The 16317-nt window shown below is 58.0% G+C and carries 16 protein-coding genes; 6 read left to right on the top strand and 10 right to left on the bottom strand.

Annotation, left to right across the window (positions count from 1 at the left end):
- Positions 1-32: 32 nt before the first annotated feature.
- From HW561_RS09390 to HW561_RS09380, 3 genes are all read left to right on the top strand, one after another.
- A complete protein-coding gene (locus HW561_RS09390; protein WP_176864019.1) occupies positions 33-1070 on the top strand; it encodes a glycosyltransferase family 4 protein in 1038 nt (345 codons plus the stop codon).
- Between the two features lie 113 nt (positions 1071-1183).
- On the top strand, positions 1184-2206 hold the full coding sequence (locus tag HW561_RS09385) for an aspartate-semialdehyde dehydrogenase (protein WP_176864017.1): 1023 nt from the start codon (positions 1184-1186) through the stop codon (positions 2204-2206).
- Positions 2207-2610: 404 nt separating this feature from the next.
- Positions 2611-4077, top strand: a complete 1467-nt coding sequence (locus HW561_RS09380) for a uracil-xanthine permease family protein (protein WP_176864015.1) — start codon at positions 2611-2613, stop codon at positions 4075-4077.
- 149 nt (positions 4078-4226) lie between these two features.
- Here the strand turns inward: HW561_RS09380 and HW561_RS09375 are convergent, their stop codons facing one another.
- Both HW561_RS09375 and HW561_RS09370 read right to left on the bottom strand, forming a co-directional pair.
- Positions 4227-4763, bottom strand: a complete 537-nt coding sequence (locus HW561_RS09375) for an SRPBCC family protein (RefSeq protein ID WP_176864013.1) — start codon at positions 4761-4763, stop codon at positions 4227-4229.
- Between the two features lie 104 nt (positions 4764-4867).
- Complete coding sequence (locus tag HW561_RS09370; protein WP_176864011.1) at positions 4868-5518, bottom strand: carbonic anhydrase; 651 nt, start codon at positions 5516-5518, stop codon at positions 4868-4870.
- A gap of 143 nt (positions 5519-5661) precedes the next feature.
- Between HW561_RS09370 and HW561_RS09365 the strand changes: the two genes are divergently transcribed.
- From HW561_RS09365 to HW561_RS09355, 3 genes are all read left to right on the top strand, one after another.
- A complete protein-coding gene (locus tag HW561_RS09365; protein WP_176864009.1) occupies positions 5662-6051 on the top strand; it encodes a hypothetical protein in 390 nt (129 codons plus the stop codon).
- A 63-nt stretch (positions 6052-6114) separates the two neighbouring features.
- Complete coding sequence (locus tag HW561_RS09360) at positions 6115-7497, top strand: leucyl aminopeptidase family protein (RefSeq protein ID WP_176864007.1); 1383 nt, start codon at positions 6115-6117, stop codon at positions 7495-7497.
- Positions 7494-8231 carry a C40 family peptidase gene (locus tag HW561_RS09355; RefSeq protein WP_176864005.1) on the top strand — a complete coding sequence of 246 codons (738 nt, stop codon included), beginning with the start codon at positions 7494-7496 and terminating at the stop codon, positions 8229-8231. Before HW561_RS09360 ends, HW561_RS09355 begins: the two co-directional genes overlap by 4 nt.
- Here HW561_RS09355 and HW561_RS09350 read toward each other — a convergent pair.
- The 8 genes from HW561_RS09350 to HW561_RS09315 all read right to left on the bottom strand — a co-directional run bounded on the left by HW561_RS09350 (position 8228) and on the right by HW561_RS09315 (position 16305).
- Positions 8228-8578 (bottom strand): DUF2794 domain-containing protein, encoded by a 351-nt coding sequence (locus HW561_RS09350; RefSeq protein ID WP_176864003.1) that lies wholly within the window; start codon positions 8576-8578, stop codon positions 8228-8230. The two genes, HW561_RS09355 and HW561_RS09350, sit on opposite strands and share 4 nt — an antisense overlap.
- Positions 8579-8650: 72 nt before the next feature.
- Positions 8651-10315 (bottom strand): ABC transporter permease, encoded by a 1665-nt coding sequence (locus tag HW561_RS09345; RefSeq protein ID WP_176864001.1) that lies wholly within the window; start codon positions 10313-10315, stop codon positions 8651-8653.
- Positions 10316-10436: 121 nt separating this feature from the next.
- Positions 10437-11654 carry a phenylacetate--CoA ligase family protein gene (locus HW561_RS09340; protein WP_176863998.1) on the bottom strand — a complete coding sequence of 406 codons (1218 nt, stop codon included), beginning with the start codon at positions 11652-11654 and terminating at the stop codon, positions 10437-10439.
- A 19-nt stretch (positions 11655-11673) separates the two neighbouring features.
- Positions 11674-12507, bottom strand: coding sequence for an ABC transporter ATP-binding protein (locus HW561_RS09335; RefSeq protein WP_176863996.1), 834 nt, complete (start codon positions 12505-12507; stop codon positions 11674-11676).
- 110 nt (positions 12508-12617) lie between these two features.
- On the bottom strand, positions 12618-13901 hold the full coding sequence (locus HW561_RS09330) for an ABC transporter substrate-binding protein (protein WP_176863994.1): 1284 nt from the start codon (positions 13899-13901) through the stop codon (positions 12618-12620).
- A 76-nt stretch (positions 13902-13977) separates the two neighbouring features.
- Entirely contained in the window at positions 13978-15054 is a 1077-nt protein-coding gene (locus HW561_RS09325; RefSeq protein ID WP_176863992.1) for a branched-chain amino acid ABC transporter permease, read from the bottom strand.
- 3 nt (positions 15055-15057) lie between these two features.
- Positions 15058-15315: a hypothetical protein gene (locus HW561_RS09320; protein WP_176863990.1), complete on the bottom strand. Its 258-nt coding sequence runs from the start codon at positions 15313-15315 to the stop codon at positions 15058-15060.
- Between the two features lie 3 nt (positions 15316-15318).
- Entirely contained in the window at positions 15319-16305 is a 987-nt protein-coding gene (locus tag HW561_RS09315; RefSeq protein WP_176863988.1) for a branched-chain amino acid ABC transporter permease, read from the bottom strand.
- Positions 16306-16317 lie beyond the last annotated feature (12 nt).

Raw genomic sequence — 16317 nt, 5'->3', positions numbered from 1 at the left:
ATTTGACGGGATCGTTCCGAAGGGAGAGTGCTGTGCCGGACATCGAGGTGATTGCGCCCAACCTGAAACACAGCCTTTCAGGGGTGACGACAACGGTTATTCGTCTGCTGCCCATCCAGAAAAAGATGATCGGCATCGTTGCGACAGGCCCAGGCTTGCCAGATGATCTTCCGCATATCCGACTGATCAAGGTGCCATTTCTGCCCAACCGAACCCCGAAGGTCTGGCACGCGCGCCGCAATACGGAGATGCTGATGGGCCTGTTCCTCAGGACGGTTCTGCGGCGAAACCTGAAGCTTTTGTTTACATCAGCGGCGCAACGAAATCATTCGGGGTTCACAAAGTGGCTCATCTCGAAGATGGACGCGCTGATCGCCACCACGCCTCAGGCCGCGTCATTTCTCGATCACCCATCAACTGTCATCATGCATGGCGTGAATACCAAGCTGTTTCACCCTGCAAAGGACAAACAGGCGCTGCGGCAAAGGCTTGGCCTTCCCGGCGGTACACTGATTGGCTGCTTTGGTCGGATCCGGCCTCAAAAGGGAGTCGATCTGCTGGTAGACGCTGCAATTGACGTTCTGCCGTCACATCCTGATGTCAGCATTGTGTTCACAGGCCGCGCAACCAAAGAATTCGAAGGTTTTCAGCAAGAACAGGAACAAAAGCTCCGGGCTGCCGGGCTTGCGGATCGGGTGCAATTTCTGGGGGAACGCCCGTGGGAAGAGATTGTCGAAACCTACAGGTCGCTGGATTTGTTCGTGGCTCCGGCGCGTCATGAAGGGTTTGGCCTGACCCCGCTCGAGGCGATGGCATCCAGCGTTCCGGCAATCGCCTGCCACGGCGTTGGCGCCTTCAGCGCGCAGATCAAAGATGGCGTAACCGGTCGTTTGGTCGAAAAAGATGATCCCGTTGCGCTTGCCGCTGCGATGAAACAGATGCTGGCCGACCCGGCGGAATTGGCTGCTGAAGGGCACGCCGCGCGCGCGCATGTCGAGCAGAATTTTCGAATCGAGGGTGAGGCCGAAGCCATTGTCCGGGTCTATCGATCCCTTCTGAGCCAGCACTGAAGCGCAACGAACCGCATCAATTCGGCGTCAATCTTGGAAATCGGGTCCGAAAGCCCTTTTTTCTTCCGCGCTACGCAGCTATGAACGCGCGTCCTTAACTCAGGAGACATGATATGGGCTATCGCGTCGTCGTCGTCGGCGCCACGGGTAACGTGGGCCGCGAAATGCTGAACATCCTGGCTGAACGCCAGTTTCCCGTGGACGAACTTGCCGTGCTGGCAAGCCGCCGTTCGCTGGGTACGGAGGTCAGCTTTGGCGACAAGACACTGAAGACCCAGGATCTGGACACCTTTGATTTCACCGGCTGGGACATGGCGTTGTTCGCCGTGGGGTCCGCTGCGACCAAGGATTATGCCCCCAAGGCCGCGGCTGCGGGCTGCGTGGTGATCGATAACTCCTCGCTCTACCGCTACGATCCGGACATTCCGCTGATCGTACCCGAGTGCAATCCGCAGGCGATCCACGACTACTACAAGAAAAACATCATCGCCAACCCCAACTGCTCGACCGCGCAGATGGTCGTGGCGCTGAAGCCGCTGCATGACCGTGCCAAGATCAAACGCGTCGTCGTTTCGACCTACCAGTCGGTGTCGGGCGCGGGCAAAGACGGCATGGACGAGCTTTGGGATCAGACCAAGGCAGTCTACAACCCGATCAACGAGGTCGAGCCGAAGAAATTCTCGAAGCAAATCGCTTTCAACGTCATCCCGCACATCGACGTCTTCATGGAAGACGGCACGACCAAGGAAGAATGGAAGATGGTCGCCGAGACCAAGAAGATCGTCGATCCGTCGATCAAGGTCACAGCAACCTGCGTCCGCGTTCCAGTGTTTGTTGGCCATTCCGAGGCCGTGAATATCGAGTTCGAGGAATTCTTGGACGAAGACGAGGCCCGCGACATCCTGCGCGAAAGCCCCGGCATCATGGTGATCGACAAGCGCGAGGCCGGTGGCTACGTGACGCCCGTCGAATGCGTCGGTGATTTCGCCACGTTCATCAGCCGGATTCGTCAGGACTCGACCGTCGAGAACGGCCTGAACCTGTGGTGTGTCTCGGACAACCTGCGTAAGGGCGCGGCGCTGAACGCGGTGCAAATCGCGGAGCTTCTGGGCCGTGAGGTTCTAAAAAAAGGCTGAGCCACAGCACGAATCAAGATTAATGACCCGAGAAACCCCGCTGCGTCGCCAGCGGGGTTTTTTAATTTGAGAGTTGGTTCAAAGCTGGCTTTACGCACAAAGCCGGAAATCGAAAGTTCCACATCAAACAACAAGGGCTTTGCCCGTCAAACTGTGTCTCACAAAGCCCCGAGCCTATTGGGCGTTTGGCTAAAGCCTAAGCATCAACGAACGGTAGATCGGGACTTTCTATCCACATTCTTGTATGAATCGCAGCGGGCTGAAGCACCTTCTTTGTAATTTTGTTAATCACGCTGACCCACCTAGCCTAACAATAATATACTTGGAATGGGTCAGGATATGTAATTCAGACCGAATGATCAGAGTAAAAGACGCACCAACCAAGCGTTGACGGGAGGAACTCCATGACAGCTTCATCTATCGGTACGCCAGAGCAACTCCGTGATCCAAACTATTTACCGGCCTTACACCGTGCCGTTCCATTGGGGATCCAACATGTCCTTGCGATGTTCGTCTCGAATGTTACTCCGGCGATTATTGTTGCAGGAGCGGCCGGCTTTGGCTTCGGTTCGAACAGCCCGGATTTTCCTGAACTGTTGTATCTGATCCAGATGTCGATGCTGTTTGCCGGCGTTGCCACGCTTTTGCAGACCGTGACCATAGGTCCAGTTGGCGCAGCCTTGCCCATCGTACAGGGAACGTCATTTGCGTTTATTCCGATCATGATACCTTTGGTTGCCGGGAAGGGTGTCGACGGACTCGCCGCCCTTTTTGGTGGTGTGATAATCGGTGGCCTCTTTCACGCATTGCTTGGTACGGTGATCGGTAGAATTCGTTTTGCGTTGCCGCCGTTGGTCACGGGCTTGGTCGTGACGATGATCGGCCTCGCGCTGGTTAAAGTCGGCATCGAGTATTCTGCTGGGGGTATCCCCGCCAAGGCATCTGGTTCTGAAAGCTATGGGTCACTTTCAAGCTGGACGCCGGCGTTAATTGTTGTGTTTGTAACGCTAGGGTTGAAGTTCTTCGCGCGAGGTATGCTTTCTGTCTCGGCCGTTTTGATCGGTATTCTGGTCGGATACATCTACTGCGTTCTTGTCGGCAAGTTACCCTTTGAAGCGATCTCTGGTTCGTGGGAACGTTCTGCGGCTTTCGCACTTCCACAACCATTCAAGTACGGCTTTGAATTTTCCTTTGCGGCCATAATTGGCTTCTGCCTTATGGCATTTGTTTCCGCAGTCGAGACTGTCGGGGATGTTTCCGGAATTACCAAAGGCGGCGCAGGCCGCGAGGCCACAGACAAAGAGATTCAAGGGGCCACATACGCCGATGGCTTTGGTACCGCTCTGGCGGGTGTCTTTGGCGGCTTTCCGAACACCTCGTTCAGTCAAAATGTTGGTCTCATTGCCATGACCGGTGTCATGAGCCGCCATGTCGTCACGATTGGCGCCATTTTCTTGATCATCTGCGGGCTGGTTCCAAAAGTCGGCGGGATTATCCGAACCGTGCCAATCGAGGTGCTTGGCGGCGGAGTTATCGTAATGTTCGGCATGGTTGTTGCGGCAGGCGTGTCAATGCTGTCAGACGTGATATGGAACCGTCGGAACATGGTGATCTTTGCCGTTTCACTTTCGATAGGTCTTGGGCTTCAATTGGAAGTCATGAACGTCGCGCCCGGCTCGGCAAATGCGCTACAGCACCTTCCCGACACACTGCGGATTTTGGGCGCCTCGGGTATTCTCCCAGCAGCACTTATTGCCATCGTGCTTAACCTTATTCTGCCAGAGACTCTCGCCGATGAAGCCACGGAAGAAGTCTCGGGGGGTATGGCAGGCCATGGGCGAGGCACGTTGGTTAAGGACGACCACGTCTGATCCAGCTATCCGTTCAACTGCTAACGGGCTTCAACGGCGCTGAAACTTTGTGAAAATATGACGACGGAAATTCCGTTGAAATCACTGTTTGCCAACGGCTGCTTTGGGTTCGAAGCGAACATGGCATTGTGTTTCCAAACGACGTCCCGTCACCCCTGCCCCTCAACCAAGGCCTTCAGGTTATCCAACCCGCGCTCGTAATCGCCGCCGACCCATTTATCCATCATCACACCCATCCAGCGCGACATGGGGTTCAGGCCCAGTTCCGAGGTGAAACCCCAGGTGACCTGCGTCTGCTGCCCTTCGGGTTGCAAAACGAATGACGCGGTGGCGGTACCCATGGGGCCGAAATCCAGCGCCGTTCTGACGGCCTGATCCGGGGTGCTTGCGATAATTTCCTGCGATCCCGTGCCCACCTGAGGATGTTCGGAACTCCAGTTCAGAGTGTTTCCGACGCCTGCATCCGGACCGCTATAGGTCAATTTGGTTTCAGGATCGCGCGACAGCCAGGGTGACCATTTCTCGGTCTCCTGCATCGAGTTCACATAGAGAAAGATCGCCTCGGGTGGCGCAGCGATGGTGATGCTGCGGGACACTTCGGCCTTGCCCGGCAGCAGGTACGAGACCCCAATCAGAATCAGAATGAGGACGATCAGACCTCCGAGAATTCGCTTAATCCAATTCATGACACGCTCCAAATTCCAAAACAGACAGGTGGAGTATATCGAAAACGGCGCGAACTCAGAGCGCGGATTCGCACCGCAATCCTATCAGCGAAGGCAGACGCCCCTCAGACCGGGACAAATTTCTTCTGATGCGGGTCGAAACACTCCAACCCGCCCTCGCCGATATCCGTCCACAAGCCATGCAGGCTAAGCGCGCCCTCTTCCACTGACGAGGACACGAACGGGAAAGTCATTAGATTTTCCAACGAGGCCACAACCGTCTGACGCTCGAACTGGCGCGCCTGTTCCGTGCTGTCCTCAATATCCACAACCAGATCAAATTTTGGTTTCAGGATATCCATCCAACGTCCGACAAAGCTCTCTTTCGCTTCCAGTTGCGGGGCCTGACCTTTGCACATGTCGATGCAGCCCTGAACACCACCGCATTGCGAATGGCCCAGCACGATCAGATGCGCAACCTTGAGAACGGTAACCGCGTATTCGATCGCAGCACTGGTGCCGTGATGATCACCGTCCGGCGCATAGGGTGGAACGAGGTTGGCAATGTTGCGGTGAATGAAGAACTCACCCTGATCAGCCCCGAAGATCGAGGTGACATGCACCCGGCTGTCACAACAGGAAATCACCATGGCACGGGGGCGCTGCCCCTCGTCCGCCAGGCGTCGATACCAAAACTGATTTTCCGAATATGTCGTGGCCTTCCAGCCGTGATACCGTTTGACCAGATAGGTTGGTAAAGGTTTGGCAAAGTCCATTTCGGTGTCCCTGTCTTTATCGCTGTCGGATGCTCTAAACCGAATTCTAGAAAAATTCGAGCCATTATCCAAAATCGGTGCAAGGTTTTGCAAAGGAATTTACCGCCAATATCAGCCCACGCCGTGGGGGCGTAGAAATTGGGGTGAATGTGGTGGATAAGATTATCACGCTTGAGCACAAGGAATCCGTGCGCCTGGACTCGGATCGGCTGAACGGGCTGTACCGGCAACTCGGCAACAAGAATGCGCTGGACGTTTTGTGCCGCACCGTCGAGGAGTTGGCAGTGCGCCTGTCAAATTGCCAGCGGTATTGGCGACAGCGCGACTGGGATGACCTGCGCAAATGCGCCCGGTCGCTGGTGGCGATTTCGGAACAAATCGGCATGACGGTCCTGGCGCGCGTGGCTGGTGACGTGGCACTAGCAGTGGACGCTGGCGATGCGGTGGCAACAGGGGCTACGTTGGGGCGGTTGATCCGCGTCGGTGAACGGTCACTGACCGCCGTCTGGGATCAGCAGGACCTTTCTGTCTGACGGGGGTTGCAGGCAGTACGTGGGCGGCTAGTCTGGGCGCGGATTGAACCAGCCGAGACGCCCATGACCTTGTCCTTTGCACCACCCTCTGACCATTCCCTGCCACTTTATGTGATTGCAAAACCTGATCTGGAGGCTTGGTTGAAGGATCAACCGGACCACGTGCAGTCCTGGGTCGCTGCAAGCGGGTTTACCGGTGCGCTGGGTCAGACCCTGCTGGTTCCGGGCGCAGATGGCACGCCCGCAACGGCACTGGCCGGTTATGGAACCGAAGGCCAAAGGGCACGCAAAAGGTTCCCTCTGGCCGCCGCGGCTGAGGTGTTGCCGCAAGGCACCTACCGCATTGTCTCAGGTGTTCCTGCCGATCAGCTGGACATGGAGTGTTTCGGCTGGCTGATGACCGGCTATGCCTTTGATCGCTATGCCGCACAATCGCCCGCCAAGGCTGCTCTGATCGCGCCCGAGCGTGTTGACACCGCCCGTATCGAGGCCATGGCCAACGCCGAGGCCCTGACCCGCGATCTGGTCAATACGCCAGCCTCGGACATGGGGCCGGATCAGTTGCAGTCGGCAGCCGAGACTCTGGCCCATGAGTTTGACGCAACCTGTGATGTAATCAGTGGTGATGCCCTGATAGAGCAGGATTTCCCTATGATCCACGCGGTGGGACGCGCGGCAGAGCAGCCCCCTCGGCTGATCGAGATGAACTGGGGCAGCAGCGGCCCGAAACTGACATTGGTTGGAAAAGGCGTTTGTTTTGACACTGGCGGCCTGAATTTGAAGCCGGGCGCCTCCATGGGTCTGATGAAAAAGGACATGGGCGGAGCGGCGAATGTGCTGGGGTTGGCCAGAATGATCATGGCGCTGGCGTTGCCTTTGCAACTGCGGGTGTTGATCCCGGCAGTGGAGAATGCGGTGGCTGGCAATGCTTTCCGCCCCGGAGACATCCTGACCTCGCGCAAGGGGCTGACGGTCGAGATCAACAACACTGATGCAGAAGGGCGCTTGGTGTTGGCCGATGCATTGGCACTGGCGGATGAAGGCGATCCGGATCTGGTGATCTCGATGGCCACCCTGACCGGCGCAGCGCGTGTTGCTGTCGGCCCGGATCTGGCACCGTTCTACACCGATGACGATCACGCCGCCGATGCGTTGGCCCGGGCCGCGCACCCGGCTGCCGACCCGGTCTGGCGGATGCCGTTTCACGAACCATATGAAGCGATGATCGAACCGGGGATTGCCGATCTGGACAATGCGCCCTCGGGCGGGTTTGCCGGGTCAATCACCGCCGCGCTGTTCCTGCGTCGTTTCGCAGGCGAAAGCAGGTACATGCATTTTGACATCTATTCCTGGCAACGTAGTAAAGAGCCGGGCCGCAGCAAGGGCGGGTTGGGTCAGGGTCCGCGCGCGCTGTTGACTGCGTTGTCCGAGATTCTGGACCTATGACCCGACAACGCATCATCCAACCGGTGGTCGACCTGCTGCGTCGCCCAAACGGCCCGCGCGACCGACAATTGCTATATGGCGACACGGTAAAGGTTGCCGAAGCGACAGAAGGTTGGAGCCGCGTTATCTCGGACAAGGATGACTATTCCGGCTGGCTGTTGTCAGATCAATTGGGGCCAGAAGTGCCCGAGACCCATTCGATCGCCGCTCCGGCAACGCATGCGTATGAGCAAGCTGATATGAAAAGCCGCGATCTGACCTCGCTGAGCTTTGGCAGTAAGGTGCAAGCGCTGTCCGAACACGGCAGATTTCTGGAAACCGAACTGGGGTTTATTCCCGCAATCCATACCGCTCCGATCTCAGGCAGACAGGCGGACCCGGTTTCTGTGGCCGAGCTGTTTCTCGGTACGCCTTATCTGTGGGGCGGCAACAGCCGGTTCGGTCTCGATTGCTCTGGTCTGGTGCAGGTCGGATTGTTGGCCTGTGGGTGTGCTTGCCCGGGCGACAGTAGCGATCAGGAACGGGAGTTGGGATTGGTCGTGCCGGAGGGGTCGCCCGCCAAACGCGGCGATCTTTTGTTCTGGAAAGGGCACGTGGCGTGGGTTGCGGGGGACAATGTGTTGCTGCATGCCAATGCCCATCACATGGCTGTTGCGTTCGAACCCATGGATCAGGCCATCGCACGTATTTTGGCACAAGGCGACGGCCCTGTGACCGCACATAAACGGCTTTAATCCGGGGTAACGGCGCGGATCAGTGTACGCTCCAACACCCGCAGAACGGTCCGCAGATCATGCCCGCGCTTCAGGATGCGCCCGTCCATGCCGACAACGGTGTACATTCCTTGTTTTGACCGCAGGCGCGGGTCTTTTTCGACACGGTAAATCGGATGCTCGGCCGTACGTCGGAAGATGGAAAAGACGGCCATGTCGCGCAGGTTTGAGATACCATAGTCTCGCCATTCTCCGGCAGCGACCATTCGGCCATATACGGACAGGATCTGAGACATCTCTCGCCGGTCAAAGGCCACCGGCATCTGGGCCGGGCTTGCAGAGAACCGGCTGGGAGGCTGCATGTTCATACCTCAGCCTTGCCGGAAATCGCATTTGAATCAAGCCCGATGCGCAATCACGTGACATTTCGCGTGCGGGTGTTACCGGCGCCCGACTTGGCGACAGATCAGGATGACAGGCAAAAGGCCGACCGCCAGAATGACCAGCGACGGCACCGCCGCGCCCTCCAACCGCTCGTCCGACGCCAACCGGTAGGCCTGCACCGCCAACGTGTCAAAGTTGAACGGTCGCATGATCAGCGTCGCTGGCAATTCCTTCATCACATCGACAAACACGATCAGCAAAGCAGTCAGCAGCGACGGCGTCAGAATCGGCAGATGGACGCGCCGCAACGTCCCCAAAGGCGTTTGCCCCAAAGACCGCGCAGCAGCGTCCATATTCGCATGCACCGTGCTCTGCCCGCCTTCATAGGCGCTGAGAGCGGCCGCGAGGAACCGCACCATGTAGGCCGCAACCAGCAGCCAGATCGAACCTGTGACCAGCAACCCGGTCGAAATGTCGAAGGTTTCTCGCATCCACGCATCCAGCGCATTGTCGAACCCGGCAAATGGGACAATCAACCCCACCGCGATGACACCACCGGGTACCGCGTATCCCAACCGCGCAAGATAGGCTGCAATTGATGACACGCGCCCCGGGCGAAGACGTTGAAAGAACCCGATACTGATGGCTGCGCTGACGGTGACGACCGCCGCCGTGCCGGCCAGGATCAAAGAGTTCTGGATAAAGCCGAGATAGCGTTGCGACAGCAAGTTCTGTTCCGATTCCAGCCCCATAATGACCAGAATGACCACCGGTAACAGGAACCCGAACAGAACCGGAACGACGCAGAGCACAAAGGCGCCGGTGGCCCTCCACCCTGTCAGATGCGCCGCGGGTTGCGCCATGTGCTGTTTGCCGGTCTGGTAGTATTTTGCCCTACCGCGCTGGGTACGTTCGGCCACGGCCATGAGCAAAGCAAACATCAGCAGGCAAAGGGCCAGTTGCGCCGCCGCTGCCCGGTCGGCCATGGAAAACCAACTGGTGTAGATACCGGTCGCGAAGGTCTGCACACCGAAATAGGACACGGTGCCGAAATCGGCGATGGTTTCCATCACCGCCAGCAACACGCCGCCCGCAATCGCCGGGCGCGCCATCGGCAGTGAGACGCGCTTGAAAGCCAGCCAAGGATTGTTGCCCAGCGCCCGTGCGGCCAGAAAGGCGGTTGCGCTTTGTTGCGCAAATGCCGCCCGCGCCAACAGATAGACATATGGGTACAACACCAGAATCAGCATCACGGCCGCGCCTTCGGTCGAGCGGATTTCGGGGAACCAGTAATCGCGCGGCCCCCAGCCGGTCACGTCGCGCAGTGTGGTTTGAACAATACCGGGGTGATCCAGGATGAAAGTATAGGCATAGGCCAGAACATAGGCCGGAAAGGCCAGTGGCAGGACCAGAGCGATTTCCAGAAACCGAACGCCCGGGAAGCGCGTCATGGTTACTAGCCAAGCGGCCCCGGTACCAATGCAGAACGTACCCGCCGCAACCAGAGTCACAAGGATCAATGTGGTCACGGTATAGCGCGGCAGCACCGTTTCCATCAGATGCGAGATCGTCTCTGTCCCGCCCGTAAACGCCGCCAAAACGACAGCTAACATAGGCAACAGGCAGGCCGCTGCCACAACAGAAGCGACTCCGGCCAACAGCCGGGTGCCCCGCACGCCGCGATTGCGCGATCCGTTTTGTGAGTATTCGATCTGGGCCATTATCCCGGCTTATGGCTGGCAAACACAAAGGTTCTGCCTTTAATCGACCAAAAAGCTCGGAAACGCCAGTGTGTGAGACAACAAATCTGCGGCACATACTGCCGCAGATTTGGCAGACCCTTTAGTCGTAGACGCGCTGATCCTCGATCACCAGACCGTCCTTGGGCAGCGATCCGGGGGCCACAACCTCGACCGCGCCTTTCAGTTTCAGGACCTCGGCCACGGATTTGGCATAAGCCATATCATCCCCGCCCGGGCTTTCAATCTGAACGGTCATCGTGTCCATCTCACCCTGACGTGCGGCGATGACGCGAGCCTTGACGATTTCCGTGTGTTTCTCGACCAGCGCGGCCACCTGTTCAGGGCGTACAAACATGCCCTTGATCTTGGTGGTCTGATCGGCACGACCCATCCAACCCTTGATGCGCATGTTGGTCCGGCCACAGGGCGAGACGCCCGGCATGATCGCGGACAAGTCACCCGTAGCAAAACGGATCAGAGGATAGTCAGGATTCAGAGAGGTCACGACAACTTCTCCTACCTCACCCGGGGCTACAGGTTTTCCAGTGCCCGGGGTCACGATCTCGACAATCACATGCTCGTCGATGATCATTCCCTCCATCGCTGCGCTTTCATACGCGATGTTGCCCAGATCTGCTGTGGCATAGCATTGCAGGCAGGAAATGCCGCGATCAGCATAGTCCTGACGCAATGACGGGAACAGCGCACCACCACCGACGGCAGCCTTCGAGAAATTCAACGCCACGCCCATCTCATCAGCCTTGTCCAGGATCACCTTGAGGTAATCCGGCGTCCCTGCATAAGCGGTGCAGCCAACATCGCGGGCGGCGGTCACTTGCAGCTCGGTTTGCCCGGTTCCGGCGGGCAAAACAGCCGCACCAACCGCACGAGCGCCATTTTCAAAGATCATGCCAGCGGGCGTCAGATGATAGCCGAAACAGTTCTGAACAATATCTCCCGCGCCAACGCCGGCAGCATTCAGAAACCGTCCCATGCGCCACCAATCATGATCTGTACTGCCCGGCTCGTAGATCGGACCAGGGGATTGGAATACGTGGTGGAAATGCCGCGCAGGTTTCACCGTAAACCCGCCAAATGGCGGGCGCTCGGCCTGCGCGCGGGTCAGATCTGATTTGCGCAGAACCGGTAATTCGGAAAGATCACCAACCGAATTCACCTTATTAGTGTCTGTATCGGCTAGATGCGCGGCAAATCCCGGTGCGGTCATCGCCCGCGCGATCTGCTCGCACAACGCCAAAGATTGATCCGAGGCGCGCTCGTCCGTCGAGCGTGTTTCGAGTGCGTCGAAATAGGTCATAGCCACATCCTCCATCCGCTCACAGCCACCTCTTGCGGCGGCGGTAGGATCGCACGTCGCGGAAACTCTTGCGGCCTTCGTCGGACATGCCAAGGTAGAATTCTTTTACATCCGGGTTTTCACGCAGCTCGGCTGCTGGGCCGTCCATCACCACGCGGCCTGATTCCAGAATGTACCCGTAATGGGCAAACCGCAGCGCCACATTGGTGTTCTGTTCGGCCAGCAGAAAGGATACGCCTTCTTGCTCGTTCAGGTCTTTCACAATGCCAAAAATCTCTTCGACTAGCTGCGGCGCTAGACCCATCGAAGGCTCGTCCAACAGAATGGTTTCAGGGCGCGACATCAGGGCCCGCCCCATCGCCACCATTTGCTGCTCACCGCCCGAGGTATACCCCGCCTGCGATCGACGGCGCTCCTTGAGGCGGGGGAAATAATTGTAGACCAGTTCAAGGTCGCGCTGAATGGCCGCGCCGCCATCCTTACGCGTATACGCGCCGGTCAGCAGGTTTTCCTCGACCGTCAGATGCTCGAAACAATGGCGGCCCTCCATCACCTGAATGACGCCCTTTTCGACCAGAACCGCCGGGTCGCTTTCATGCACACTTTGGCCGCGATACTTGATCGAACCTTTGGTGACTTCGCCGCGTTCGGAATGCAACAGGTTCGACACCGCCTTGAGTGTCGTGGTCTTACCCGCACCATTGCCGCCCAGCAATGCGGTGATCCCGCCCTTGGGCACAGTCAGGCTGACGCCTTTCAGCACAAGGATCACGTGGTTGTAGATCACCTCGATATTGTTGACCTCAAGCAGGGTTTCCGCCTGTACATCAGTGGTTTGTGCCGCATCCAGCATCAGCGCGTGTCCTCATGCCTATCCCCTCGGGGACCGTTAAGGTGGAGCGGCAGCGTCTGCCACTCCGGGTGTTTGGCAGCCCCGGATCCTGTCCGGGGCGCACCTGTCTGTTATTCGCAACGCTGTGAGATGTTGTTCTCAGCTGCGTAGGCTGCAGAGTCTTCAGCGATCAGCGCACCGATCACTTCGGCATCGGTCGGCATGAAGTCCTGAAGCTTGTTCCAGGTACCTGTCGACGCATCCCACTGGACAACACCCACAAGACCGGGGCCGCCGTGGTTTTCACAGCTGACCGAGAATTCAGGTCCGAAACCGGCCATACCCAGAGAGTCCATCTTGGCGTTGGTCATCTCCAGCGCTTCCATCCCGTCGCGCATCATCGACGCGTCGATATCGGCGACACCGTGCATCTCTTGCGCTGTTTTGATGGCCTCAGACGCCAGCATCGCCGCATAGAGACCGCGGTTGTACTGCACCGCACCGAGTTGATCGCCTGCACCCGCAGCTTTGCCAGCATCGGCCACATATTGGCGCAGATCGTCGTAGACCGGGTAATCATCGCCCAGACCGGTGAACGTCAGCGCTTTGTAGCCCGTAGCCTTGTCACCTGCGGGTTCCACATCGAACTCAGCGCCCGACCACCAGACACCAATGAAGTTCTCCATCGGGAAGCGGATGTTGGCGGCCTCTTGCACCGCAACCTGGTTCATCACGCCCCAGCCCCACATGATCACATAGTCCGGCTTTTCGCGGCGGATCTGCAGCCACTGCGATTTCTGCTCCTGGCCGGGATGGTCCACCGGCAGCAGGGTCAGATCATAGCCATGCTTTTCCGCCAGGGTTTCCAGCGTGCGGATCGGTTCCTTGCCATAGGCCGAGTTGTGATAGACCAGCGCGATTTTCTTGCCGCTCAGATCATCGCCGTTTTCGCCCAGCAGATAGTTGATCGCACCCGACGCCCCATTCCAGTAGTTGGCCGGATAGTTGAATACGTTGCTGAACACCTTGCCGTTCGCAGCCGAGGTGCGGCCATAGCCCATCGTGTGCAGCGGGATGCCATCAGCGGTCACTTTGGGGATCAGCTGATAGGTGATCCCGGTCGACAGCGGTTGATAGACCAGCGCGCCTTCGCCTTTGGTCGATTCATAGCATTCCACACCTTTTTCGGTGTTATAGCCGGTCTCGCATTCGATCACCCGCACCGGAACACCGCCGATGCCGCCATCACGCTCGTTCAGCAGCGTGAAGTAGTCGTTATAGCCGTCCGAGAACGGAATACCGCCCGCCGCATAGGGACCAGTCCGGTAGCTGAGATCGGGGATCACAAGATCCGCCAGTGCGGGCCCTGCGGCCATCAGAGCGCCCAGCGCCAGAGTTGCCAGTTTCGTCTTCATCGGGTGTTTCCTCCCTTGATTTAATCCGATGGTGGTTTCGGGCTTTGCACCCGTCTTTTGATTGGGCCTGCCCCGCCTAGTGGGGGAACGGCCAGAGTCTGAGTTTTTCTTTCGCCACACGCCACAGCTGTGCCAGCCCGTGTGGTTCGAGGATCAGGAACATGACGATCAGCGCACCGACGATCACCAGCTGCAGATGCGCCACGATATCCGTGGGCCAGCCCAGCACGTCGACGCCGACAACTTTCAGGACCACCGGCAGCAACACCAGAAAGGCAGCACCGGCAAATGATCCGAAAATCGACCCTAATCCGCCGATAATGACCATGAACAGCACGAGGAACGATTTCTGGATGCCGAACACCTCGCCGACCTCAACCGCGCCAAGATAGACAGCAAAGAACAGCGCCCCGGCAATGCCCACAAAGAACGAGCTGACGGCAAAGGCGGTTAATTTGGCCTTGAGCGGGTTTACTCCGATAATCTCGGCGGCGATGTCCATGTCCCGGATCGCCATCCACGTGCGACCGGTGGTGCCCCGGGTCAGGTTGCGCGCAAGGATAGCGCAAAGGGTCAGAAAGATCAGGCAAAACAGATAGGTTGCCCATGCCGGGGCATTCGGGCCCGTGATGATAATGCCGAACACGTCACGCTCGGGCGCGTTGATCTGGCCCGAGGCGGAATAGTTGTAAAACCACGGCACCCGATTGAACAGCCAGACCAGAAAGAACTGTGCTGCCAGCGTCGCCACCGCCAGATAGAACCCCTTGATCCGCAGCGACGGCAAGCCGAACAGCACACCGACAATCGCGGTGATACCGCCCGCCAGCAATACATGAATGAACATGCTGACATCCGGAAAGGCGGTCATCAGCTTGTAGCAGGCATAAGCCCCCACAGCCATGAAGCCACCGGTGCCCAGGCTCACCTGTCCGCAATATCCAACCAGAATATTCAGCCCGATCGCCGCAATCGCGTAGATCAGGAACGGCAGCAGCAGCGCGTTGGCCCAATAGTCGTTGATGATGAAGGGGATGATGCCGAACGCCACCGCCAGCACGACATAATACCTGTACCGGTCGAACTTAATCGGGAAAGTCTGGCTGTCGTCTCTGTAGGAAACCTTGAAGTCTCCGGCTTCACGATAGAACATGTGTTACTTTCCCCATTCTTCCTGCGCCCGGTTCCGGGCTGCGGTGTCCAGTTGTTTGGACCCTTTTGCGAAACCGCTTGCCTCGGATGCGCGCACAAGTTTCATGTAGGCCACGATGCCCGAGACCAGCCCGGCAAAGGCCAGGATCATGGCAATCACAAGCTGGCTTTCCGTCAGCCCTTCGGCCGTGATCGCGATATAGCCAAAGGCCCAAAACCCTGCCCATGCAATCACGTTGAGGATGGCGATCAGCTTTTGCACGGCCTACACCCTCTCGATAATTTTCTCGCCAAACAGGCCTTGCGGTCGGAACACCAGGAAAATCAACGCCAGCACATAGGCGAACCAGTTTTCGGTCGCGCCGCCGACCATCGGGCCAATTGCGAATTCGAACAGCTTCTCGCCCACACCGATGATCAACCCACCAACGATGGCACCGGGGATCGAGGTAAACCCGCCCAGCATCAGCACCGGCAGCGCCTTGAGCGCGATCAGCGACAGCGAGAACTGCACGCCCGACTTGGTGCCCCACATGATGCCCGCGACCAGCGCGACAAAACCCGCGACCGACCAGACCATGATCCAGATGAAGTTCAGCGAGATTCCAACTGACAATGCTGCCTGATGGTCATCCGCCACGGCGCGCATCGCCCGGCCTTGTTTGGTGTATTGGCTGAACGCCACCAACGCACCTACCAGCAACGCCGCAATCACCGTCGCCACGATATCCAGATTGTCGATGAAAAAGCCGTAACCAAAGATGTTGAATGTCACCTCGTCGAGCCACAGGTTGATGCCCTGCGGCAGACCCACATCCAGTGTCTTGATCTCGGATCCCCACATCAGATCCGCCACACCTTCAAGGAAATAGGCCAATCCGATGGTTGCCATGAACAGGATGATTGGTTCCTGCCCCACAAGATGGCGCATCACGAACTGCTGCACCGCCCAAGCCAACACAACCATCACGGCCATGGTCAGCAGGATCGCCAGCAGCGCCGGTATGGTCCAGCCGAAATTATAGACGTGCGTGCCAAAGGTGGCGTTGATCACATGGGCAAACGGCACCTGACCGTTCATGATCCCGACCAGCGTCATCGCGGCAAACAGGGCCATAACCCCTTGCGCATAGTTGAAAATCCCCGACGCCTTGTAGATCAGCACAAAGCCCAGCGCCACCAGCGCATACAGCACCCCGGCCATCAGACCGTTGAGGATGACCTCCATCGCGAATACGAGTTGTTCAGACATGCCAGCCCCTCC

The organism is Ruegeria haliotis (assembly GCF_013377785.1).
GTDB lineage: Bacteria > Pseudomonadota > Alphaproteobacteria > Rhodobacterales > Rhodobacteraceae > Ruegeria > Ruegeria haliotis.
Note: the sequence above shows the minus strand (reverse complement) of the source record. Positions and strands in the feature narration are given on the sequence as shown.